This window comes from Acuticoccus sp. (genome assembly GCF_965213555.1).
In the GTDB taxonomy this organism is placed as follows: Bacteria; Pseudomonadota; Alphaproteobacteria; order Rhizobiales; family Amorphaceae; genus Acuticoccus.
In genome coordinates this window covers 3,443,544-3,463,618 of the sequence record NZ_OZ243890.1, presented here as the reverse complement: position 1 = coordinate 3,463,618, position 20,075 = coordinate 3,443,544, and the positions used below count along the sequence as shown (strand labels likewise).

The following is a 20,075-nucleotide window of genomic DNA, read 5'->3' as shown; positions in this document are numbered from 1 at the left end:
GCCGTGCCGAGGGCGAGGAGGTCGCGTCGTGCCGGCGAGAAACGCCGCGGCGGCGCCTTGCGCCACGTTGTCGCGCCCGCCGCAACCTCGGTGCCCGCCCTCCGTTCCCAGGCATCCGACCTGCTCACTGAAGGCGACCGACATGCCCCGCTATGCCGAGACGACGAAGCTCCTCGACCAGGACGACCTGTCCAACGCCTCCGTTGACGCTGCCGTCAAGAACATCGAGATGTGGCAGGAGAGCGTCGGCGAGCTCGAGGCGAGCGGCTCCAAGTCCGTCGCCCGCGATCTCGAGGCGCTCAAGAAGGCGATCACGAGCGACAAGCCGGACGGCGACAAGATCGCCAAGATCATGGCGCGCCTGGGCGACCGCACCAACAAGCTAGCCGGCGAGGCCTCGGACTCGAACGCCGAGAAGCTGCGCAACATCGGCGACGCGCTGGCCAAGCACGGCTCCGGCCACGCCGCCGAGGAGGACGACGAGGAGGCGGCCTAGCACGCCTCCCTCCCCGGCCTTAGCGTCGCTCGGCGTTCCCACCGCGCGGTCCGTCGAAGGTCCGCAGGGACCGCCGGCTCGAGGGCTTGGCGGCGTCTTCAACGAACCCGCGTTCGTCGATCCGTTACGGTCCGTTCGATGCGAATACGGCTGGCGGTCAGCAGGCCGGGCGCAACCCTAGGGCCGCAGCGCGAGCCGCTCGCGCTGCCGCCCTCGGCCCTAGAAACCGCAACCTTGCCGGATGATCAGGCCGCCTCGGCCTTGATCTCCTCACCGGTCTCCTGGTTCACTACCTTCATGGACAGGCGCACCTTGCCGCGCTCGTCGAAGCCCATGAGCTTGACCCAGACCTTCTGACCCTCCTTCACCACGTCGGAGGACTTCTCCGGCCGGCCGTCGCGCATCTGCGAGATGTGGACAAGGCCGTCGCGCGGCCCGAAGAAGTTCACGAAGGCGCCGAAGTCCACCACCTTCACCACCGTGCCCTCGTAGATCTGACCCACCTCCGGCTCGGCGGTGATGCCGCGGATCCAGTTGAGCGCTGCGGTGATCGCCTTGTTGTCGGCCGAGGCGACCTTCACCTGACCGTCGTCGTTGATGTCGATCTTGGCTCCGGTCTTCTCGACGATCTCACGGATCACCTTTCCGCCGGAGCCGATCACCTCGCGGATCTTGTCGACGGGGATCTGGATCACCTCGATGCGCGGCGCGTACTCGCCGAGCTCACTGCGTGCCTCCTCGATCGCCTTGCCCATCTCGTCGAGGATGTGCACGCGGCCGGCCTTCGCCTGGTCGAGGGCGACGCGCATGATCTCCTCGGTGATGCCGTCGATCTTGATGTCCATCTGGAGGCTCGTCACCCCCTGGCGCGAGCCGGCCACCTTGAAGTCCATGTCGCCGAGGTGGTCCTCGTCGCCCAGGATGTCGGACAGCACCGCGAACCGATCCCCCTCCTTGATGAGGCCCATGGCGATGCCCGCCACGGGCGCTGCGAGGGGCACGCCGGCATCCATCAGCGCCAGCGACGAGCCGCACACCGTCGCCATGGACGACGAGCCGTTCGACTCCGTCACCTCCGAGACGACCCGCGTCGTGTAGGGGAAGTCGTGGTGCGCCGGCATCATCGGGTGCACGGCGCGCCACGCGAGCTTGCCGTGGCCGATCTCGCGGCGGCCGGGCGAGCCCATGCGGCCGGTCTCGCCCACGGAGTAGGGCGGGAAGTTGTAGTGCAGCATGAAGCTCTGCTTGATCGTCCCCTCCAGGAGGTCGACGAACTGCTCGTCGTCGCCCGTCCCGAGCGTCGCCACCACCAGCGCCTGGGTCTCGCCGCGGGTGAACAGCGCCGAGCCGTGAGCGCGGGGCAGGATGCCGACCTCGCACTCGATGGCCCGTACGGTCTCAAGGTCCCGCCCATCGATGCGGGTCTTGTGCTCGATGATCTGACCGCGGACGACGGCGGCCTCGGCCTTCTTGAAGAGGTCGCCGACCTGCTGCTTGGTGGGGCCTTCCGCTCCTTCGGCCGCGGCGAGCTCGGCCATCACGCGCGTCTTCACCTCGTCGATGGCCGCCCGGCGCTCCGCCTTGCCGACGATGGAGTACGCCTGCTTGAGGTCGGCCTCGGCGGACGCGCGGATGCGGCTGGCGAGCTCCGATCGGTCGGGGACCTGAAAGTCGCGCGGCTCCTTGGCGGCCTTCTCGGCGAGGCGGATGATCGCCTCGATGACCGGCTGGAACTCGCGGTGGCCGAACATCACGGCGCCGAGCATGACGTCCTCGGACAGCTCCTTGGCCTCCGACTCCACCATGAGGACGGCGTCCGTGGTGCCTGCGACGACGAGGTCGAGGGCGGAGTCCTCCATCTGGTCGAGGGTCGGGTTGAGCACGTAGTCGCCATCCACGAAGCCGACGCGCGCACCTCCGATGGGGCCCATGAAGGGCACGCCTGACAGGGTGAGGGCTGCGGACGCTGCGACCATCGCAAGGATGTCCGGCGCATTCTCAAGGTCGTGGGACAGCGTGGTGAGGATGACCTGAGTGTCGTGCTTGTAGCCCTCCACGAAGAGCGGGCGGATGGGCCGGTCGATCAAGCGAGAAGTGAGCACCTCGTGCTCGCTGGGCCGACCCTCGCGCTTGAAGAAGCCGCCGGGGATCTTGCCGGCAGCGAACGCCTTCTCCTGGTAGTTCACCGTGAGCGGGAAGAAGTCCTGCCCGGGCTTCGCGTGGTGCTCGGAGACGACGGTTGCAAGAACCGTGGTCTCGCCGTAGTGCGCGAGGACCGCGCCGTCCGCCTGGCGGGCGACCTTGCCGGTCTCGAGGGTCAGCGTGCGGCCGCCCCACTCGATGGTTTCACGTTGGGTGTCGAACATGTCCTGCCTTTCGCGTGTGTTCGGCGCGGGCGGGCAAGACGGCGGGACGCTGCGCCGCTCAGCGTCCTGCGATCCTGCCCCACCACGTCGCCACCGACCATGATGGTCGGCTCGCTCGGCCTTCACGGCCGCCATGAGGCGCCGGACGACGGCGCCTCGCCGCACCGCGCAGCCCGATGCCGCCGGTGCCTTGTCTCGTCGGCTGCGGGTCCGTCGGACCCTTGCCGCAGTCAGGTCCCTGGCCCCAAGGCGGAACCGGATCGACCGTCTTGCCGGTCGGCTGGCGCAGCGCAGGGAGGTGTTGAGGCCGCGCCGGCAGCCCCGACGTCGCTCAGTGCTCGGTGGGACCCCGCGGGCCCGTGGACGCTGTTGCGCCGACAGTCCTTGTGGCGCCCCGTCCTCAGGCCGCGCGAGCCAGGCTCCCTCGGACGCTCGCACCGCGACGAGCGAGGGCGTCTCGACCGCGCCGCGCGGTGGTCAACGGCGCAGCCCGAGCCGCTGGATGAGGGACTGGTAGCGCTCCGCGTCCCTGCCCTTCACGTAGTCGAGAAGATGGCGACGCTGGGACACCAACTTCAGCAGGCCGCGCCGGGAGTGGTTGTCCTTCGCGTGGGACTTGAAGTGCTCGGTAAGGTTGGTGATGCGCTCGGTGAGGAGGGCGACCTGAACCTCCGGCGAGCCGGTGTCCCCCTCCTTGGCGCCGTACTCCTTGATGAGCGCAGCACGGCGCTCGGCGGTGATCGACATCGGCTCTCCTGTCACTGGGTTGCGCGACGAGCCGGGATGTCGTCCAGCACGCGCGTTATCGGTCGGTCCCCACGGGAGGCCCAACGCCCCTTAGTGACAGACGAGCGTGCGCGTGTACACCCACCCGTAGTAGATCGCGGAGTAGGGTGCCTTGATGCGCACCCACAGGTCGGCGCGCGGATCGAACGGCGCGTCGATCACGGCGACCTCGACCCCCGCAGGCAGCGAACCGACGGTCATCTCCCCAGGCGCGCGGCTGTACCTCACCGGCGCGCCGGTGAGGCATACGACGAGCGCGTGGGGTCCCACGGTCACCGCCGGAGGCGGCGGCGGCGGCAAGATGGGGACCGGGCGCGCAAGGTCGGCCGCCAGCGCGGGGCGAGCGAGGACCATGAGGGCGAGGAACAGCGCACGCGCGAGATGGAAGGACGTTCGCAACGGCAGGCTCCTCGCGTTGACAACGGGCGGCGGTGACGCCGTCGCTCCGTGCTACCTCGCGGGGCTTGGACGAGCGTTGCTCCGGTGAAGCTGCGTCGGGCAAAGGTTGCCTCCGGCCGGCGCGGCGCGGCATCGAGCACTAGGTGAGCAGCAGCCCAGCGGGCGACGCTAACCGCAACCGGATGTTCCGCTCCCTCGGCCCGGGGGCGACCAACGCCGGCCCATCTTGCTGCCTTGGCGGACGCGGTCACGGCGCGCCATGCTAGTCCGCGCGGTCCCCGCCCTCGGCGGCAGGTCGGTTCGGTCCGTGCACCAGGCGACGTCGGGGAGCGCGGAACACACGCATCGGTCGCAGCTCGCCGGCCTCGGCGTGACACAGCGCGATGAGGTCCCGGCCGGTCGTCGCTCGCACGGTCCCTTCCGGGGCGTCGCCCGGCCGCAGAAGCGCCGCCTGGCCGCGCCGCAGCCGTGCGGCCACGGTGCGGTCCACGAGCAGCGTGGGCAACTCGGCAAGCGCCTCGCTCGGATCGCGCAACACCTCGTCGAGGACGGACTGCAGGTCCTCCGAGCGGCTGCCAAGCGCCTCGAGCGTCACCATGTCGGCCTCATCGAACGGACCGACGCGGGTGCGGCGCAGCGCGGTGACGTGGGCGTGGGTGCCCAGCACCAGCCCGAGGTCCCTCGCAACGGCGCGCACGTAGGTCCCCTTGCCGCAGTCCGCCTCGAGCGTCGCCTCGTCGCGGCCCGGCGTGCCGACGACCGCGAGCCGCGTGATGGTCACTATCCGCGCGGCAAGCTCCACCTGCTCGCCCTCGCGCGCGAGGTCGTACGCACGCTGGCCTGCGACCTTCACCGCCGAGTAGCGCGGCGGGACCTGGGCGACCTCCCCGACGAAGGCGGGGAGCGCGCCCTCGAGGGCCTCTGGCGTCGGTCGCACGTCGGAGGTGGCGGTCACCGCGCCGTCGGCGTCGTCCGTGTCGGTCGCCGCGCCCCAGCGCACGGTGAAGCGGTAGCGCTTCGCGCCGTCCACGACGTAGGGGACCGTCTTCGTCGCCTCACCGAGGGCGAGCGGCAAGAGGCCCGAGGCGAGGGGGTCGAGCGTCCCGGCATGACCTGCCTTCGCCGGGCTGAACAATCGCTTCACCGCCCCGAGCGCCTGGGTCGACGTCAGCCCGACCGGCTTGTCGAGGATGATCCAGCCGTCGAGCTCGTTCTTCGCCCGTCCGCGACGGGGCTGACGCCGGCGTTCGACCCGATCGCGACCCGTGCTCGGCAGCACGCCGGGCTCGGTGAGGTCGAACGACCTAACCACGTCCGCTCTCCCCCTCGTCCGGTCCCTCGATGTCGGCGGCAACCGAGGGCTCCGCGAGTGCGCGGCGCAGCCGATCGTCGTCGTCGAACCGCGTGTCGAGGCGAAAGCGCAGCTCGGGCACGGACCTCAGCTGCCGCACCTGGGCTGCGAGCTCGCCGCGCAGACCCCTTGCGGAGCGCGCGAGCGCCTTGACCACGCGATCGCCGCCCTCGCCACCGAGCGGCATGACGAAGACCGTCGCCACCTTGAGGTCCGGGCTCATGCGCACCTCGGGCACGGTGATGGGCCGGCCGTCGAGCTCGGGGTCATGGGTGCCGCCGCGCATCAGGATGTCGGAGAGCGCGTGGCGGACAAGCTCGCCGACGCGCAGCTGACGTTGTGACTGCATGTCGTTCCCCGGTTCCGGGCCTCAATCGCCGTCGAGCAAACCCCGACGATCGGACGTGCCCGAGCCGCCACAAGGTAGTGTGCCTCGATGCGACCACCACTCTTGGGTTCAAAACGTTCGGATCCGTCGTCGCTGACGAGCTGGGGCGCGCCTGCTGGCCACACGACAGCTCCCTCGGAGAAGGCTGCGACGATCCCGACAAGCTGGCGCATCCTGGGTCATCTCAGACCCGGATAGGATGCCCTAGCTCGTTGACCAAGACCGGTCTTCTTCGGGTTGGGTCGTTCCACCCAACCCCAAGCCGCGCTAGGGGCCAACGGCCCCTCGTCGCGACTGCTTCCAATCGTAGCAGAACGGTGCAACCCATTGATGGGAACACCGTCCTTGGCGCAGTGTTCCGGTTCGTTTGCCACTCAAGGCGGGAGCTAGGACATGGTGACATCGGCCGCACATCGGTCCTCACAGCATTGGCATCGCGTGTCGCGGGCGACGAGCAGGGACCGTCGCCGGCGCAGCAATGCCGTCCTTGCACCGCGCACCACCCCAGCGACGGTCGCCCCATCGCCGAGGGCGATGGTGCGCGCGTGGTGGCGCGGCCTGACCCAGCCGGCGGCATCGCAGCGCGTGCCTCTCACTCCGGTCCCTGCGACCGCCCAGGGGCCGGCATGGGTGCGTCCGGGCATCGCCCAACCCACCGCGGCTGTGCCGGATCAACCGCCGCGGGGCCGGCAGCGACGGTTGCGTCCCGTCCTGCTCACCCGGACGGACGTCGCCCCTGCCACCGCGCGTTGGGTGAAGACCAACCCCGAGGAACCGATCGAGCTGTCGATCTTCATGCTGATCGGCCGCCGCCCTTCCAAGACCTCCTGGAAGCGGCCGGCCGAGCCCGTCACGCTGGGGCCGACGACACGCCCGGTGGGTCGCTTGGAGCCGCTCGGGTCATGGCACCAACGGGCGCCGCGCCGGTGACGGATCCAAGCGCGCCATGGCTGTGACGAGCGCGCGCCGCCGTGCGGTCGGCCACGGTCCAAGGCCGGTCGCCTCCGCCTGATCGATCCTCGACCGCGGCCGCCACCGCACCGTGGATCGGACCGTCAAGCCACGGCGACGGCCTCGACCTCGAGCAACCAGTCCGGGTCGATGAGTTCGGCCAGCACCAGCGTCGACGCGGGCCGATGATCGGCGAAGAGCTCCTCGCGGATCGCGCGGAACGCGGGCACATCCTCGCGACGCGTCAGGAAGCTCGTCAGCTTCACGACGTTGGCGAACGCCATGTCGCAGGCGCCGAGCTGGGCCTCGAGGTTCGCGAAGACGAGCCGCGCCTGAGGCTCGAACCCGTCGGGCACACCGCCGTCAGGGGACTGGGCGACCTGCCCGCTCACGAACACCAAGCGCGACGCCCCACTGACCTCGTAGGCCATGCTGTAGGTTCCAGTCGCCGTCGTCTGCGGAGCGTTGACGGGCCTCATCTGCATGGGTTCAGGCGAGCGTGCGCTCGACCTCCTCCACGCGGAAGCACTCGATGACGTCGCCCTCGCGGATGTCCTCGTAGCGCTCGAAGGCCATGCCGCACTCCTGGCCGACCTGGACCTCCTTCACCTCGTCCTTGAAGCGCTTCAGCGTCTTCAACGTGCCCTCGTGGATGACGACGTTGTCGCGCAGGAGGCGCACGCCGGCGCCGCGCTCCACCATCCCGTCGGTCACCCGGCAGCCGGCGACCTTGCCGACCTTGGTGATGTTGAACACTTGGAGGACCTGGGCATAGCCGATGAAGGTCTCGCGACGCTCGGGCGAGAGCATGCCCGACATCGCGTCCTTCACGTCGTCGATCAGGTTGTAAATGATCGAGTAGTACCGGATCTCCACCCCTGCCCGCTCGGCTGCGTCACGGGCCTGCTTGTTGGCGCGCACGTTGAAGCCGATGATGACGCCGCCGGTGGCCGCGGCCAGCGTCACGTCCGACTCGGTGATGGCACCGACGCCCTGATGCAGGATGCGCGAAGCCACCTCGTTGGTGTTCAGCTTCTCGAGCGCGCCGACGATCGCCTCCACCGAGCCCTGGACGTCGCCCTTCAGGACGATCGGGAACTCGGACAGGCCCGCCGACTGCAGGTTCGACATCATCTGCTCGAGGCTCATCGCCGTCGACGGCGCGGCCGACGTCTCGCGCTTCAGGCGATCGCGATACTCGGCGATCTCCCGGGCGCGGGACTCGGTCTCGACGACTGCGAACTGGTCGCCGGCCTCGGGCGTGCCGTTGATGCCGAGCACCTCCACGGGCATCGAGGGCCCCGCCTCCTTCACGCGCTCGCCCTGATCGTTCACGAGCGCACGCACGCGGCCCCACTCCGTCCCGGCGATGACGATGTCGCCGACCTTCAGCGTGCCCTGCTGCACGAGGACGGTGGCCACCGCGCCGCGACCCTTGTCGAGCTGGGCCTCGACGACGACGCCCTGGGCCTCGCGGTCCGGGTTCGCCTTGAGCTCGAGGATCTCGGCCTGGAGAAGGCACGCCTCGAGCAGCTTGTCGAGGTTGGTGCCCTTGATGGCCGACACCTCCACCTCCTGCACGTCGCCCGACATCGTCTCGACGATGACGTCGTGCTGCAGAAGGTCCGTGCGCACGCGCATGGGGTCGGCATCAGGCTTGTCGATCTTGTTGATCGCAACGATCATCGGCACGCCGGCCGCCTTGGAGTGGCTGATCGCCTCCGCGGTCTGGGGCATCACGCCGTCGTCGGCCGCAACGACCAGGATGACCATGTCCGTCGCCTTCGCGCCGCGGGCACGCATGGCGGTGAACGCGGCGTGACCCGGAGTATCAAGGAAGGTGATCTTCTGCCCGCCGAGCTCGACCTGGTAGGCGCCGATGTGCTGCGTGATGCCGCCAGCCTCGCCGGAGACGACGTTCGCCTTGCGGATCGCGTCGAGCAGGCTCGTCTTGCCGTGGTCGACGTGACCCATGATCGTGACCACCGGTGGCCGGGTCACCGCGTGCTCGGTATCGACGTCCCGCGCCTCGAACAGGCCGGTCTCGACGTCCGCCTCCGACACGCGCTTCACCGTGTGGCCGAACTCGGTCACGACGAGCTCGGCGGTCTCGGCGTCGATGACGTCGGTGATCTTGTACATCTGCCCCTCCTTCATGAGGAGCTTGATGACGTCGACGCCGCGCTCGGACATGCGCGAGGCAAGGTCCTGGATCGAGATGGCATCGGGGATGACAACTTCGCGCATGACCTTCTCGCGCGGGCCGGTTCGGGCGCCGCGCTTCTCCTTCTCGCGCCGGCGACGCAGGGCCGCGAGCGATCGGCCGCGCTCCGAGTCGTCCTCGAGCGCAGTGGTGATGGTGAGCTTCGTCTTCCGCCGGTCGTCGCCCTTGGTGGCGGTCTTCGTCGGCGTCGCGCGGGCCTTCTTGGCCTTGTCGCGTGCCGCGTCCTCCTCCTCGAGCTCGGCCGCGGTCTTGCGGCGGACCGGCAACGCGCCGCGAGCCGCTCGCGGGTCACCGGCGTCCGCCTGCACGACGGAGGCATCCGCCGCCTGGTTCTGCGCAGCCTCCGCCTCCTTCGCGGCGCGGCGGGCGGCAAGCTCCTCCTCGGCCTTGCGACGGGCCTCCTCGCGCTCGCGGCGCAGCTCCTCCTCGGCGAGCTGACGCCTCGCCGCGTCGATGGCCTCGCGCTCGCGCGCCTGCTCCTCCTCCGCGCGACGGCGATGCTCGCCCTCGTTGGTGCGGGCGGCGGCGAGCGCGCGGGCGCGCGCCTCCTGCTCGGCGCGCGACAGCGTGCGGTGGACCTGCCCGCCACCCTGACGGCGGGGGCCTCCGCGATCAACGCGAGCGTCGGTGCGTGGCTCGGTGCGGCCCGGCGCGCCGGCGCGGGGTTGGGCACGCGGGTCGCGGTCAGCGCCGCCGGTGCGGGCCGGCGCACCGCGCGGCCCCGGGGACGAAGCGTAGGCCGAACGCCGACGCGGCGCCGCATCGTCCGTCGCAGGCGCGGCCGTGGGCGGCGCCTTCACCTCGGCCTTGCCGATGACACGCGGACGGGCCGGCATGTTGAGCGCGCGCGCCGCGAGCTCGTCGGCGGTCGGCTCGCGTATGGGTCGGGCGGCCTCGGCGCGGCCTGCCTCGGCACCGCCGGCCTCGGCCGGCGCCTTCGCCGTGGCCTCCGACGGGACGGCCGCGGCGGCGGCTGGCCGGGGGGCGGCACGGGACGATGCGTCCTGATCGGCGCGGCGCGCCTCGCTCGATGGCGGGACGGCTGCCGCGGCCGGCGCCGGACGCCGTGCCTCGGCCGCCGGCGGCGCGCTCGGCGCGTTCGCCTCGCCCTGTCCGGGGACCACGACACGACGCTTCTTCTTCTCGACAACGACCGACTTGGTGCGGCCGTGGGAGAAGCTCTGGCGCACGGTGCCCTTCTCCACGCCGCCGCGGCGCAGCGACAATGTCGACTTGCGGCCGCCAGCCTGTTCGCCGGTGTCGTTCGTTTCGCTCATGCGTTCAATGGTCCTGCGAACGTGCGTTCGTCGGGCTGATCGGAATGCGGTTCGTCTTGCGTCGTGCCAAACGCGTAGCTGCGCAAGCGCGCCGCATCCAGGATGAAGAGTTCGCTCAGTCGACCGGGCGACAATGCGGCATGGACCACACGGTCACGACCCAAGGTGCGTTCCAGCTCGGCTGAAGTGAACAGGTCGACCACGTTCCTCTCGTTATGGAGATTGGCAGCCTTCTTGGCAAGCGCTTGAACCTTGCCGATGCCGTCCGGCGCACCGTCGCGTGCCACGACGAGCGCGGCGACCGCGCCGCTGGCGAGGCGGGCGCGCACCTTCTCGAAGCCGGCCGTCACCAGCCCCGCCTTATGGGCAAGCGCCAGGCGATCGAGCGCGGCGCGGCGCAGCAACGTGGCGACGTCTTCGTCGAGCGTCGCGGGCACGCTCACCTGTGCCTTGAAGCCGCGCGCGAACGCGCGCTTGGCCACCGCTGCGGCCACGCTGTTCGCCGTCGCGTCCACCCACACGCCGCGGCCGGGCAGCCGCCGACGCACGTCCGGGGTGACGACGCCGTCCGGCGACAGCACGAATCGGATCAGCGCCTCCGGCGGACCGGTGCGACGCGTCACGACGCAGGTGCGGACCGGCGGCTTGCCGGACCGCCCGCTCAGCGAGCCTCCTCCGCTGCGAAGTCCTCGCCCTCTTCCTCCTCGACCTCGGGTGCGAGGTCGGCCTCGGTGATCCAGCCAGCGGACACGCGCGCGGCCATGATCATCTGCTCGGCGTCGGCACGCGAGACCCCGAACTCCGACAGCGGGCCGGTGTGACGCACCGTTTCGGCACCGCGCTTCTCGATCCAGCCGACGAGGTCGTCGGGCACCGAGCCGGCGAAGTCCTCGAGGTTCTTCACGTCGCCCCGGCCGAGGGCGACCATCATCGCGGTCGTCATGCCCGCCACCTCGCGCAGGTCGTCCTCGACGCCCAGCTCGCGCCGCGCCTCGTCGTTCTGACGCTCGATCTCCTCGAGGTGCTCGCGGGCGCGCGCCTGGATCTCCTCGGCGGTGTCCTCGTCGAAGCCCTCGATGGAGGCGATCTCGTCGAGCTCCACATAGGCGACCTCCTCCATCGAGGTGAAGCCCTCCGAGGCGAGGAGCTGGCCGACCACCTCGTCGACGTTCAGCCCGTCGACGAAGAGCTGCGTGCGCTCATGGAACTCCTTCTGGCGACGCTGGGACTCCTCCTCCTCGGTGAGGATGTCGATGTCCCAACCGGTGAGCTGAGAGGCGAGGCGGACGTTCTGTCCGCGGCGGCCGATGGCGAGGGAGAGCTGCTCGTCGGGCACCACCACCTCGATGCGCTCGGTGTCCTCGTCGAGCACCACCTTGGCGACCTCGGCCGGCTGCAGCGCGTTGACGATGAAGGTGGCCGCGTCCGGCGACCAGGGGATGATGTCGATCTTCTCGCCCTGCAGCTCCTGGACCACCGCCTGGACGCGGCTGCCGCGCATGCCGACGCACGCGCCGACGGGGTCGATGGAGGAATCGCGCGAGATGACGGCGATCTTGGCCCGGCTGCCGGGATCGCGCGCCACCGACTTCACCTCGATGACGCCGTCGTAGATCTCCGGCACCTCCTGGCGGAACAGCATGGAGGTGAACATCGGGTGAGTGCGCGACAGGAAGATCTGCGGCCCGCGCGGCTCGCGGCGCACGTCCATCACGTAGGCGCGGATGCGGTCGCCGGGGCGGAAGATCTCGCGCGGGATGAGCTGGTCGCGCCGGCAGATCGCTTCGCCACGGCCGAGGTCGACGATGACGTTGCCGTACTCGGCGCGCTTGACGATGCCGTTGATGATGTCGCCGACGCGGTCCCTGTACTCGTCGTACTGGCGGTCGCGCTCGGCCTCGCGCACCTTCTGCACGATGACCTGCTTGGCCGACTGAGTTGCGACGCGGCCGAACTCGATGGGCGGCAGCGGGTCGGCGATGTAGTCGCCGATCTGCGCGGCGGGGTTCTTGGCGAGCGCGTCGGCGAGCGCGATCTGGGTCTGCGGCGTCTCCACCTCCTCGACCACCTCGAGCAGGCGTTGCAGCCGCGTCTCGCCGGACTTCGGGTTGATCTCGGCCCGGATCTCGGTCTCCTGACCGTAGCGGGCGCGCGCGGCTTTCTGGATCGCGTCCTCCATCGCCTCAATGACGATGGCGCGGTCGATCTGCTTCTCCCGCGCCACCGCGTCGGCGATCTGCAACAACTCCAGCTTGTTCGCGCTGACTGCCATGTCCGTTCCCGTTCTCCAGGGCGAGGCCCCAATCCAACGCGAGGGCTCCCCCTCGTGCGACGCCGCCCGCGCCTAGTTCATCGCCGCCTTCTTGCCCGCGCGCAGCGACTGCTCCACCAGCGCGTCGGTGAGGACGAGGCGCGCGTCCGCCAGCTCGCCGAGCGGCACCCAGTGGGTCTCACCGCCGAGCTCGGCAAGTCGAATGCCCACGGTGTCTTGCCCGAGGCCGACGAGGACGCCGCGCCAGCGCCGCCGACCGTCGATGGGGATCGCCGTCTCGAGCTTGGCCTCGTGCCCTGCCCAGCGCTCGAAGTCGTCGCGGCGCACCAGCGGCCGGTCGATGCCGGGCGAGGACACCTCGAGATGGTACGCCCGTCCGATGGGGTCGTCCACGTCGAGCGCGGGGGAGATCGCGTGGCTGATCGCCTCGCAGTCCTCGATGGCGAGCGTGCCGTCGGGGCGTTCAGCCATGACCTGCACGGTGCAGCCGTTCTGGCCGCTCACCCGGACCCGCACGAGGCGGAAGCCGAGCGCGTCGAGGCTCGGCGCCACGACCTTCGCGACGCGGGCGTCGAGGCCGGTTTCGGCGATGAGACGATCGTCGTGCGCCACGCTGCGCCCCGGTTTGAGCGGTCCGCAGGCGAGGCCGCGAGCGCGACGCCGCAAACGCCGAACGGGCCGGCCCCCGAAGGCGCCAACCCGGTCATCCATGCGAACCTGAGTGTCGTCGTCAGATAGCCCGCCGCTCGGGCGCGCGCAAGCCCCGTGGCGCGGCGTGCTCGGCGAACGCCTCGACCACCCGCTCGTACACCGCCCGCTTGAACGGCACGACGATGCCTGGCACCTCCGCCAGCGCCTCCCAACGCCAGCGGGAGAACTCGGCGCTGTGGCCGTCCGGCGGCGAGGTGACGTTGATCTCCCCCTCGGCACCGATGAAGCGGAAGGCGAACCAGCGCTGGGCCTGCCCCTTGAAGCGGCCGCGCCACGCGGCGACGTCCCTTGGCAGATCGTAGTGCAGCCAGCCCTCGAGCTCGCCAAGCGGCGCGACGGAGCGCACGCTGGTCTCCTCGTAGAGCTCGCGCACGGCGGCCGCGTAGGCCCCCTCGCCGGGGTCGATGCCACCCTGCGGCATCTGCCAGGAGTGGCTCGGCACCATCCCGCGCGACGCGCGCTTGCCGAGGAAGACGCGGCCGTCCTGCGAGAACAGCGCGATGCCGACGCAGCGGCGGTAGCCCCGGCGCGGCGCGGCGGCGAACGGCTCCATCAGAACGCGGGCGTGCGCAGCGCGCGCTCCACCGCGCCCATCACCTGCGGCGAGCGGGGCGACACGTGGGACGGGAAGCCGGCGACGACGCGCCCGTCCCTCCCGACGAGGATCTTGTGGAAGTTCCACGCTGGGATCGCGGCACGCCCGCCGCTGCGCCGCGCCCAGGCGAACAGCGGGTGCGCGCCCTCGCCGCTCACCCGCGCCTTCTGAAGCATGGGGAACGACACGCCGTAGGCCGACGTGCAGAACGCCGCGATGGACGCGTTGGCGCCGGGCTCCTGGCCGCCGAAGTCGTTGGACGGCACGGCGAGGACGGTGAGCCCGGTGCCCTCGTAGCGCTGGTGGAGCGCCTCAAGGCCCTCGTACTGCGGTGTGAAGGCGCACCTCGACGCGGTGTTGACGAGGAGCACCACGCGGCCGTCGAGGGCGCTGGCGTCGAAGGGGTGACCCTCGATGTCGGTGAGCTCCTGGGCTGACCACTCGATGGGGCGCGGCCGGTCGGCCAAGGTCTTCGTGGCGAGCACGATGCCGAGCGAGGACGCGACCGCGGCCAGCGCTGCGACCCTCAGAACCGTTGCCGGCGAGCCGGCGGCGAAGCCCGTCATCGAACCTCCTGTCAGGGGGCGAGCCATGTGCGGCCCTCGGCGGCACCGTATGACACGAGCGCGCGACGATGTCCCCTCGCCGCAAGGTACAGCCATTCCAGCGTTGCGACACGCAGTGTGACCGCGACGAAGTTGCCAAAGCCGTCGAGCTCGGGGAGCGGCGCGGCGGTATCGATCATGGCGGGGTGGTCAGCTAGGGTCCGACCGGGCGCGGACGCCTGGCGGTAGCACGCCTTGGAGAAGTCGCGCATGCCCGCCCAGGTCGACGCAGCGAGGTCGTCGCGGTGGTGCAGCGTCGCACCGCCCGAAAGGCGCACCTGCACCTTGGCATCGTGGTCGTAAAGCACGGCAGCGAGCTCCGGCCGATCCGCAAGGTCCCCCACCTTTCCCGCGCGCAGGTCGGTATGGAAGCGGACAGTGCGCGCCGCGCGGTCGGCCCCGCGCAGGACCACGGTGCGTGCCTCGGGACGGCCGTCCGCGTTCACCGTGGCGACGGCCATCTGGTGGAAGGCTGCGTGCCTGGAGGCCGCGCCCTCGGCGAGCATCGCCCACGCCGCATCCTCGACGGCCATGAGGTCGTGCATGTGCGCCGGCGCCTCGGCTGCCTCGCTCAGGGCTCGAGCGCCCGTCCGGCGCGGTCGAGCTTGCCCCCGCGGCGCGCTGCGAGCTCGTCGTCGATGCGCGCGATCAGGGCGCGCGCTGCGGCGGCGTCGCGGCGGCGCGCGATCGCCCGCTCCGCGAGGCGGCGCTGGGTGACGAGCTCGCGGAAGGTGAAGGCGCCGAGCGCCGTGTCCCGTCGCGAGATGCCACTCAGCGGCACGCGGCTGCCTCGCGCCGGCGCATCCGGCGCTGCAACCATGGGCGAACGAGGAGGAAGCCGCGATAGGAGCGCTCGAGCGCGGGCGTCACGACGGGCAGCGCCGCGAGGCGGCCGAGGTGACCGAGCCCGCGCGTGGCCCGCCACAGCGCCGCGAACGCCGCCGCGCCGGACAAGAGGGCGCCGTCGCGGCGGACGTGGAAGCGCGCCATCGCCGCCTCGGCGGAGAGGTCCGGCGGCAAGTTGGCCGGGTCGCTGACGTCGACGAACGCCGCCTTGCTCCGCCCGCGATAGAGCGCGACCTCGCGCCGGCACAGCGGGCACGACGCGTCGTAGTACACGGTGAGGTCAGCCACGGCGCTGCCGATCCTGCACCCTGTCGATCACCTTGCCAGCGCGGTGGAACGCCTGGCCCACCATCGAGCGCGCGAGCGCCACGGGGGCGAGCGTCGCGGTGGACACCGGGCCGATCATCACCGTCGTCTGCCGGCCGAGGGCGGCGAGCGCGGTGCGCGCCACCTTCTCCGGCGACATCGCACCCGGGAAGGCGCTGCCGTAGCCCGACCGCGCTCCGAAGCCGGTCCTCACCGCGCCAGGGCAGGCGCACAGGACGTCCACCGGCGCGTCGGCCATCTCGGCAGCGAACGCCTCGGTGAACGACAGGATCAGCGCCTTGGTGGCCGCGTAGGTGGCGAACGAGGGCACCGGCACGAACGCCACCGAGGAGGCGACGTTGATCACCCCCGCGCGCCGCGCCTCGCGGTCGGCCCGCTCGATCATCCCCGGCGTCAGGCGGTGGGTGAGCTCCAGCACCGCCTCTACGTTGACGCGCAGCGCCGTGCGGTGCGCTGCAAGGTCCACCGACAGGAAGTCGCCGAGCGCGCCGAGCCCCGCGTTGTTGATGAGGAGGTCGCAGCCGGCCGCCTCCGCCGCCTCGGCGACCCGCGCCACGCCGTCCTCGGAGCCGAGGTCCGCCACCACCGTCTCGGCTCGTGGGCCGATCTCGGCGCGCAGCAGGGACAGCTTGTCCTCGTTGCGCCCGGTGAGGACGAGCCGCGTCGTGTCCGGCAGAGCCCGGGCAAACGCCTCGCCGATGCCCCCGCTGGCGCCGGTGACGAGGGCGCAGCGGGGCGCCTCGCGGGGGGTGCGGCGCAAGCGGTCGGACAGGCGGTCTCTCGTCATGACGGCAGACTTACGGCGTCTGGAGCAAATGTCGACCGGCTGCGGCGTCCGCGCCTCAACGTCCGGCGTCGGCGAAGCCCGCGATCAGGCGGGCGACGTCCTGCGGGCGCTCGTGGATGATCCAATGCCCGCTGTCCTCGAAGCCGGCGAGCGTGAGGTCGGGCACGACCTCGTGAAGCGCGAGGTTGTCGCGGACGAAGTAGGGGTCGGCCATGCCCCAGATCACGAGCGTCGGCACGCGCACCGTGGTCGAGGCTGCGTCGCGCGGCGCGCCGTCCTCGCCGCTCGGCGGGCCGACCTTCGCGGCGCGGTAGTAGTTGAGCCCAGCGGTCAGGCTCTTGCCGTCGCGCCACACGTCGAGGTAGGCGGCGGCGTCCTCCTCGGACAGCGCGCCCCGCGCCTGCGCGGGGGCGAGGATCTCTTCGCGGAACCTTGCGAAGTCGCTGCGCGCGAGGAGCTCCTCGCCGCGCTCGGAGCGGAACGCCAGCATGTAGCGGCTCGCCTCGCGCTGGGCCTCGTCCTTGCGCAGCAGCTCACCGAAGACGAACGGGTGCCCCGCGTTGACGATGACGAGGCGGTCCAACAGGTCGGGCCGCGCGATCGCCGTCTCCCAAGCGATGAATCCGCCCCAGTCGTGGCCGACGAGCGTGACGTCCTCCGCCCCCAGCCCCTCGATGAGGGCGACGACGTCCGACACGAGGCGAGGCACCGCGTAGCCCGCCACGTCCGGCGCGGCGTCCGACCCCGCGATGCCGCGCGTGTCGAGCGCCACCACGCGGTGGGTGCTCGACAGGTCCGTCATCACGTTGCGCCAGGAGCGCCAGTGCTCCGGGAAGCCGTGCAGGAGGACGACGAGGTCGCCGGCGCCGGTCTCGGCGTAGCGCAGCGTCAGCCCGTCGTTCTCGACGCTGCCGAAGGTGATGCCGTCGTCCGTCACCGGCGCACCTTCGAGTACTCCTCGGTGGCGGCGAGGATGACGTGCCGCTCGACGCCCGCGAGGCGATGCGGGTTCGCCATGGTGGCGTAGGCCTCGGACGACATCATGTCGAGGAACGCCGCCTTCGACGGGTACTCGACGAGGACGACGAAGTCCCAGTCACCACCCTCCTGCGGACCGAAGGAGGTGCCATGGGCGCGACCCGACCACAGGATCGTGCCGCCGCGCTCGCGGATCATGCCGATGACGGCGCGACTGTAGCGCTGGTAGGCGTCCCAGCCGGACCCCTCGCCGTCGCTCGCCCGCTCACGCAGCTTGACGAGGTTGACCATGACGACGGCGCCCTCGGCGGGCATCCCCTCGACCACGTCCCGGTTCAGCTCTGCGACCGCCATGGCGCCTCCTCCGTCGCGAGTGTGGCCCGCACGCCGGCCGGCGTCCAGCGCGCTCCGTCGGCGTCAGGAACCGCGACCCGCGAGCGCGGTGGGCGCGCCGAGGTCCGCCATGCGGCCGGCGTACTCGGTGCGGCGGAGCACCTCGTCGGCCCAGTCCTGGGTCGCCGCGTCGAGCTCGTCGCGCCAGCCGCCGACCTTGCCGCGGCGCACCTTGTAGCTCGACGGGTCGCCCGGCTCCTTCGCGCGCAGCCAGCTCTCGCCCGCCACTCCCGCTCGCTCGCGCGCCTGCATGACCGCGAACTCGTGCTCGGCCACGACCCTTGCGACCTCCTGCGGCGCAGGATGGGCGCCGAAGTGGCCGGCGACCTCGGCGAGCGTGTCGGCCGTGCGTTCGCTCATCGCCTCGTAGGCCACCGGCAACGCGGCAAGCTGAGCCGTCGCGAGGTTGTACGCGATCACCTTCTCGAGCCCGAAGCGGGGCGAGCGGACGAACCTGCCCAGCTCGGGCGGCGGACGCGTGCCGGACACGCGCCACCGCACCTGCCGGGCGAGGCTCGGACGGCGCCGCTTGTGGAGGTGGTGGTAGAACGACACCACCACGTCGCGCGGGTCGCGGTGCAGGAACACGATGCGCGGCTCGTCGACGACGGGCGCGCGGACGTGGCGCGCGTGCAGCCCCCACGCGCCGGCGCCGGGAGCGTCGCCGAAGTGCGTGAAGCGGGCGTCGACGCCGAGCCCAGCCAGCATGGCGCGCAGCCAGGTTCGGCCCGACTTGGGGTAGGAGACGCACACGTTCCCCTCCCCAGCCCTGTCCGGCGTGGCCTGCACGAGGCTTGGTAAGCGTTGATCCACTACTCCGCGGCCTCCGCGACCGGGGTCGGGGCCTCCCACGTGAGGACCGGCCGACGCGCGCCACGAGTCTCATCGAGCCGGCGGCGCGGAGCGTGGCGCGGCGCCTCGATAAAGCGCTCCACCTCGCCGCGCTTCGCGGCCTGGGCAAGGTCGCGCAGCGTCGCGATGAAGAGGTCCAGCGAGGCAAGGGACTCCGACTCGGTCGGCTCGATCAGCATCGCGCCTGGGACGACGAGCGGGAAGTACATCGTCATCGGGTGGTAGCCCTCGTCGATCATCGCCTTGGCGAAGTCGAGCGTGGTGATCCCGGTGCCCTTCAGAAAGCGCTCGTCGAACAGCACCTCGTGCATCGCATGCCGGTCGGGGAACGACACGCTCATGACGTCGTCGAGGCACGCCTTGACGTAGTTCGCCGACAGCACGGCATCCTCGGAGGCCCGCTTCAGGCCGTCCGCGCCGTGGCTCATCATGTAGGCGAGGGCGCGCACGAACATGCCCATCTGGCCGTGGAACGCGGTGAGGCGGCCGAACGGCGCCTCCTCCCCCACCGCGTCGCCCACGTGCTCGACGAGCGTGCCGTCGGCGCGCACGAACGGCACCGGTGCGTAGGCTGCGAGGCGCTGCGACAGCACGACGGGGCCCGATCCCGGCCCGCCGCCGCCGTGCGGCGTCGAGAACGTCTTGTGCAGGTTGATGTGCATGGCGTCGACGCCGATGGCGCCGGGCCGCACCTTGCCGACGATGGCGTTGAAGTTCGCCCCGTCACCGTAGAAGTACGCGCCGGCGTCGTGGATGGCTTCGGCGATGGCCGCCGCCTCGGGCTCGAACAGGCCGCAGGTGTTGGGGTTCGTCAGCATGATCGCGGCGACGTCGTCCGACAGCTTGGCACGTACTGCCTCGACGCTCACCGTCCCGTCCGTGCGCGCGGCGATCGCCTCGACCCTGTAGCCGAGGGCGGCAGCGGTCGCGGGGTTGGTGCCGTGCGCCGACTCCGGGACGAGCACGGTGCGGCGCTCCTCGCCTCGTGCGGCGATGGCCGCGCGGATCGCCATCATGCCGCACAGCTCGCCCTGCGCGCCCGCCTTGGGCGACAGGGCGACGGCCTCCATGCCGGTCATCTGGAGCAGCCAGCGGGACAGCTCCGTCATCACCTCGATGGCGCCCGGCACCGTCGAGACCGGCTGGAGCGGGTGGACGTCGGCAAAGCCCGGCAGCCGCGCCACCTTCTCGTTGAGCCGCGGGTTGTGCTTCATGGTGCACGAGCCGAGCGGGTAGAGCCCGAAGTCGATGGCGTAGTTCTGGCGTGACAGGCGCACGTAGTGCCGCATGGTTTCAGGCTCGGTCAGCCCCGGCAGGTCGATGGGCGTTTGGCCCCACCTCGGGCGTGGCCGCCGAGCCGCGGCTCGAACGCCGCCGGCTCCTCCACGTCGACGCCGGTGGTGTCGGTCCGCCCCACCTCGAAGATGAGCGGCTCGTGAATCCTAAGACCCTGGTTGCCGGTGAAGGTCAT

The 20,075-nt window shown here is 71.2% G+C and carries 20 protein-coding genes and 1 pseudogene; 1 reads left to right on the top strand and 20 read right to left on the bottom strand.

The window, feature by feature from the left end; genetic code table 11:
• Positions 1–142: 142 nt before the first annotated feature.
• Positions 143–496 carry a hypothetical protein gene (locus ACOOE8_RS16235; RefSeq protein ID WP_420392455.1) on the top strand — a complete coding sequence of 118 codons (354 nt, stop codon included), beginning with the start codon at positions 143–145 and terminating at the stop codon, positions 494–496.
• Positions 497–741: 245 nt separating this feature from the next.
• Here ACOOE8_RS16235 and pnp read toward each other — a convergent pair whose 3' ends face one another.
• The 20 genes and pseudogenes from pnp to gcvPB all read right to left on the bottom strand — a co-directional run bounded on the left by pnp (position 742) and on the right by gcvPB (position 20,075).
• Entirely contained in the window at positions 742–2,862 is a 2,121-nt protein-coding gene (gene pnp / locus ACOOE8_RS16230; protein WP_420392454.1) for a polyribonucleotide nucleotidyltransferase, read from the bottom strand.
• Between the two features lie 477 nt (positions 2,863–3,339).
• The gene (rpsO, locus tag ACOOE8_RS16225; protein WP_420392453.1) at positions 3,340–3,609 is read right to left on the bottom strand and encodes a 30S ribosomal protein S15; all 270 of its coding nucleotides are present in this window, start codon (positions 3,607–3,609) and stop codon (positions 3,340–3,342) included.
• 90 nt (positions 3,610–3,699) lie between these two features.
• The gene (locus ACOOE8_RS16220) at positions 3,700–4,047 is read right to left on the bottom strand and encodes an SH3 domain-containing protein (RefSeq protein ID WP_420392452.1); all 348 of its coding nucleotides are present in this window, start codon (positions 4,045–4,047) and stop codon (positions 3,700–3,702) included.
• A 262-nt stretch (positions 4,048–4,309) separates the two neighbouring features.
• Entirely contained in the window at positions 4,310–5,359 is a 1,050-nt protein-coding gene (truB, locus tag ACOOE8_RS16215; RefSeq protein ID WP_420392451.1) for a tRNA pseudouridine(55) synthase TruB, read from the bottom strand.
• Positions 5,352–5,747, bottom strand: coding sequence for a 30S ribosome-binding factor RbfA (rbfA, locus tag ACOOE8_RS16210; protein WP_420392450.1), 396 nt, complete (start codon positions 5,745–5,747; stop codon positions 5,352–5,354). Before rbfA ends, truB begins: the two co-directional genes overlap by 8 nt.
• A 1,094-nt stretch (positions 5,748–6,841) precedes the next feature.
• Positions 6,842–7,216 (bottom strand): RidA family protein, encoded by a 375-nt coding sequence (locus tag ACOOE8_RS16205; protein WP_420392449.1) that lies wholly within the window; start codon positions 7,214–7,216, stop codon positions 6,842–6,844.
• Positions 7,217–7,226: 10 nt separating this feature from the next.
• A complete protein-coding gene (gene infB, locus ACOOE8_RS16200) occupies positions 7,227–10,238 on the bottom strand; it encodes a translation initiation factor IF-2 (protein WP_420392448.1) in 3,012 nt (1,003 codons plus the stop codon).
• The gene (locus tag ACOOE8_RS16195; protein ID WP_420392447.1) at positions 10,235–10,861 is read right to left on the bottom strand and encodes an RNA-binding protein; all 627 of its coding nucleotides are present in this window, start codon (positions 10,859–10,861) and stop codon (positions 10,235–10,237) included. The genes infB and ACOOE8_RS16195 overlap by 4 nt, the downstream gene beginning before the upstream one ends.
• Positions 10,862–10,899: 38 nt before the next feature.
• Positions 10,900–12,510, bottom strand: a complete 1,611-nt coding sequence (gene nusA, locus ACOOE8_RS16190) for a transcription termination factor NusA (protein ID WP_420392446.1) — start codon at positions 12,508–12,510, stop codon at positions 10,900–10,902.
• A 72-nt stretch (positions 12,511–12,582) separates the two neighbouring features.
• On the bottom strand, positions 12,583–13,122 hold the full coding sequence (gene rimP / locus ACOOE8_RS16185; RefSeq protein ID WP_420392445.1) for a ribosome maturation factor RimP: 540 nt from the start codon (positions 13,120–13,122) through the stop codon (positions 12,583–12,585).
• A 118-nt stretch (positions 13,123–13,240) separates the two neighbouring features.
• Entirely contained in the window at positions 13,241–13,774 is a 534-nt protein-coding gene (locus ACOOE8_RS16180) for an RNA pyrophosphohydrolase (RefSeq protein ID WP_420392444.1), read from the bottom strand.
• Positions 13,774–14,382: a glutathione peroxidase gene (locus tag ACOOE8_RS16175; RefSeq protein WP_420392443.1), complete on the bottom strand. Its 609-nt coding sequence runs from the start codon at positions 14,380–14,382 to the stop codon at positions 13,774–13,776. Before ACOOE8_RS16175 ends, ACOOE8_RS16180 begins: the two co-directional genes overlap by 1 nt.
• Positions 14,383–14,393: 11 nt before the next feature.
• The gene (locus ACOOE8_RS16170; RefSeq protein WP_420392442.1) at positions 14,394–14,966 is read right to left on the bottom strand and encodes a pyridoxamine 5'-phosphate oxidase family protein; all 573 of its coding nucleotides are present in this window, start codon (positions 14,964–14,966) and stop codon (positions 14,394–14,396) included.
• A gap of 26 nt (positions 14,967–14,992) precedes the next feature.
• Positions 14,993–15,202: a hypothetical protein gene (locus tag ACOOE8_RS16165; protein ID WP_420392441.1), complete on the bottom strand. Its 210-nt coding sequence runs from the start codon at positions 15,200–15,202 to the stop codon at positions 14,993–14,995.
• The gene (locus tag ACOOE8_RS16160) at positions 15,193–15,555 is read right to left on the bottom strand and encodes a thiol-disulfide oxidoreductase DCC family protein (RefSeq protein WP_420392440.1); all 363 of its coding nucleotides are present in this window, start codon (positions 15,553–15,555) and stop codon (positions 15,193–15,195) included. Before ACOOE8_RS16160 ends, ACOOE8_RS16165 begins: the two co-directional genes overlap by 10 nt.
• Positions 15,548–16,381: an SDR family NAD(P)-dependent oxidoreductase gene (locus ACOOE8_RS16155; RefSeq protein ID WP_420392439.1), complete on the bottom strand. Its 834-nt coding sequence runs from the start codon at positions 16,379–16,381 to the stop codon at positions 15,548–15,550. Before ACOOE8_RS16155 ends, ACOOE8_RS16160 begins: the two co-directional genes overlap by 8 nt.
• Positions 16,382–16,436: 55 nt before the next feature.
• Positions 16,437–17,318: an alpha/beta fold hydrolase gene (locus tag ACOOE8_RS16150; protein WP_420392438.1), complete on the bottom strand. Its 882-nt coding sequence runs from the start codon at positions 17,316–17,318 to the stop codon at positions 16,437–16,439.
• A complete protein-coding gene (locus ACOOE8_RS16145) occupies positions 17,315–17,713 on the bottom strand; it encodes a DUF1330 domain-containing protein (RefSeq protein ID WP_420392437.1) in 399 nt (132 codons plus the stop codon). The genes ACOOE8_RS16150 and ACOOE8_RS16145 overlap by 4 nt, the downstream gene beginning before the upstream one ends.
• Positions 17,714–17,776: 63 nt before the next feature.
• Positions 17,777–18,505 (bottom strand): sulfotransferase domain-containing protein, encoded by a 729-nt coding sequence (locus ACOOE8_RS16140; RefSeq protein ID WP_420392436.1) that lies wholly within the window; start codon positions 18,503–18,505, stop codon positions 17,777–17,779.
• 59 nt (positions 18,506–18,564) lie between these two features.
• Positions 18,565–20,075 (bottom strand): annotated as a pseudogene (gcvPB, locus tag ACOOE8_RS16135) (aminomethyl-transferring glycine dehydrogenase subunit GcvPB).

What these genes read in the sequence shown, in the direction of transcription:
- ACOOE8_RS16235 (WP_420392455.1), top strand. Translation starts at nt 143, where the DNA reads ATGCCCCGCTATGCCGAGACGACGAAGCTCCTCGACCAGGACGACCTG.
- pnp (WP_420392454.1), bottom strand. Translation starts at nt 2,862, where the DNA reads ATGTTCGACACCCAACGTGAAACCATCGAGTGGGGCGGCCGCACGCTG.
- rpsO (WP_420392453.1), bottom strand. Translation starts at nt 3,609, where the DNA reads ATGTCGATCACCGCCGAGCGCCGTGCTGCGCTCATCAAGGAGTACGGC.
- rbfA (WP_420392450.1), bottom strand. Translation starts at nt 5,747, where the DNA reads ATGCAGTCACAACGTCAGCTGCGCGTCGGCGAGCTTGTCCGCCACGCG.
- ACOOE8_RS16205 (WP_420392449.1), bottom strand. Translation starts at nt 7,216, where the DNA reads ATGAGGCCCGTCAACGCTCCGCAGACGACGGCGACTGGAACCTACAGC.
- infB (WP_420392448.1), bottom strand. Translation starts at nt 10,238, where the DNA reads ATGAGCGAAACGAACGACACCGGCGAACAGGCTGGCGGCCGCAAGTCG.
- nusA (WP_420392446.1), bottom strand. Translation starts at nt 12,510, where the DNA reads ATGGCAGTCAGCGCGAACAAGCTGGAGTTGTTGCAGATCGCCGACGCG.
- ACOOE8_RS16180 (WP_420392444.1), bottom strand. Translation starts at nt 13,774, where the DNA reads ATGGAGCCGTTCGCCGCCGCGCCGCGCCGGGGCTACCGCCGCTGCGTC.
- ACOOE8_RS16175 (WP_420392443.1), bottom strand. Translation starts at nt 14,382, where the DNA reads ATGACGGGCTTCGCCGCCGGCTCGCCGGCAACGGTTCTGAGGGTCGCA.
- ACOOE8_RS16170 (WP_420392442.1), bottom strand. Translation starts at nt 14,966, where the DNA reads ATGCACGACCTCATGGCCGTCGAGGATGCGGCGTGGGCGATGCTCGCC.
- ACOOE8_RS16155 (WP_420392439.1), bottom strand. Translation starts at nt 16,381, where the DNA reads ATGACGAGAGACCGCCTGTCCGACCGCTTGCGCCGCACCCCCCGCGAG.
- ACOOE8_RS16145 (WP_420392437.1), bottom strand. Translation starts at nt 17,713, where the DNA reads ATGGCGGTCGCAGAGCTGAACCGGGACGTGGTCGAGGGGATGCCCGCC.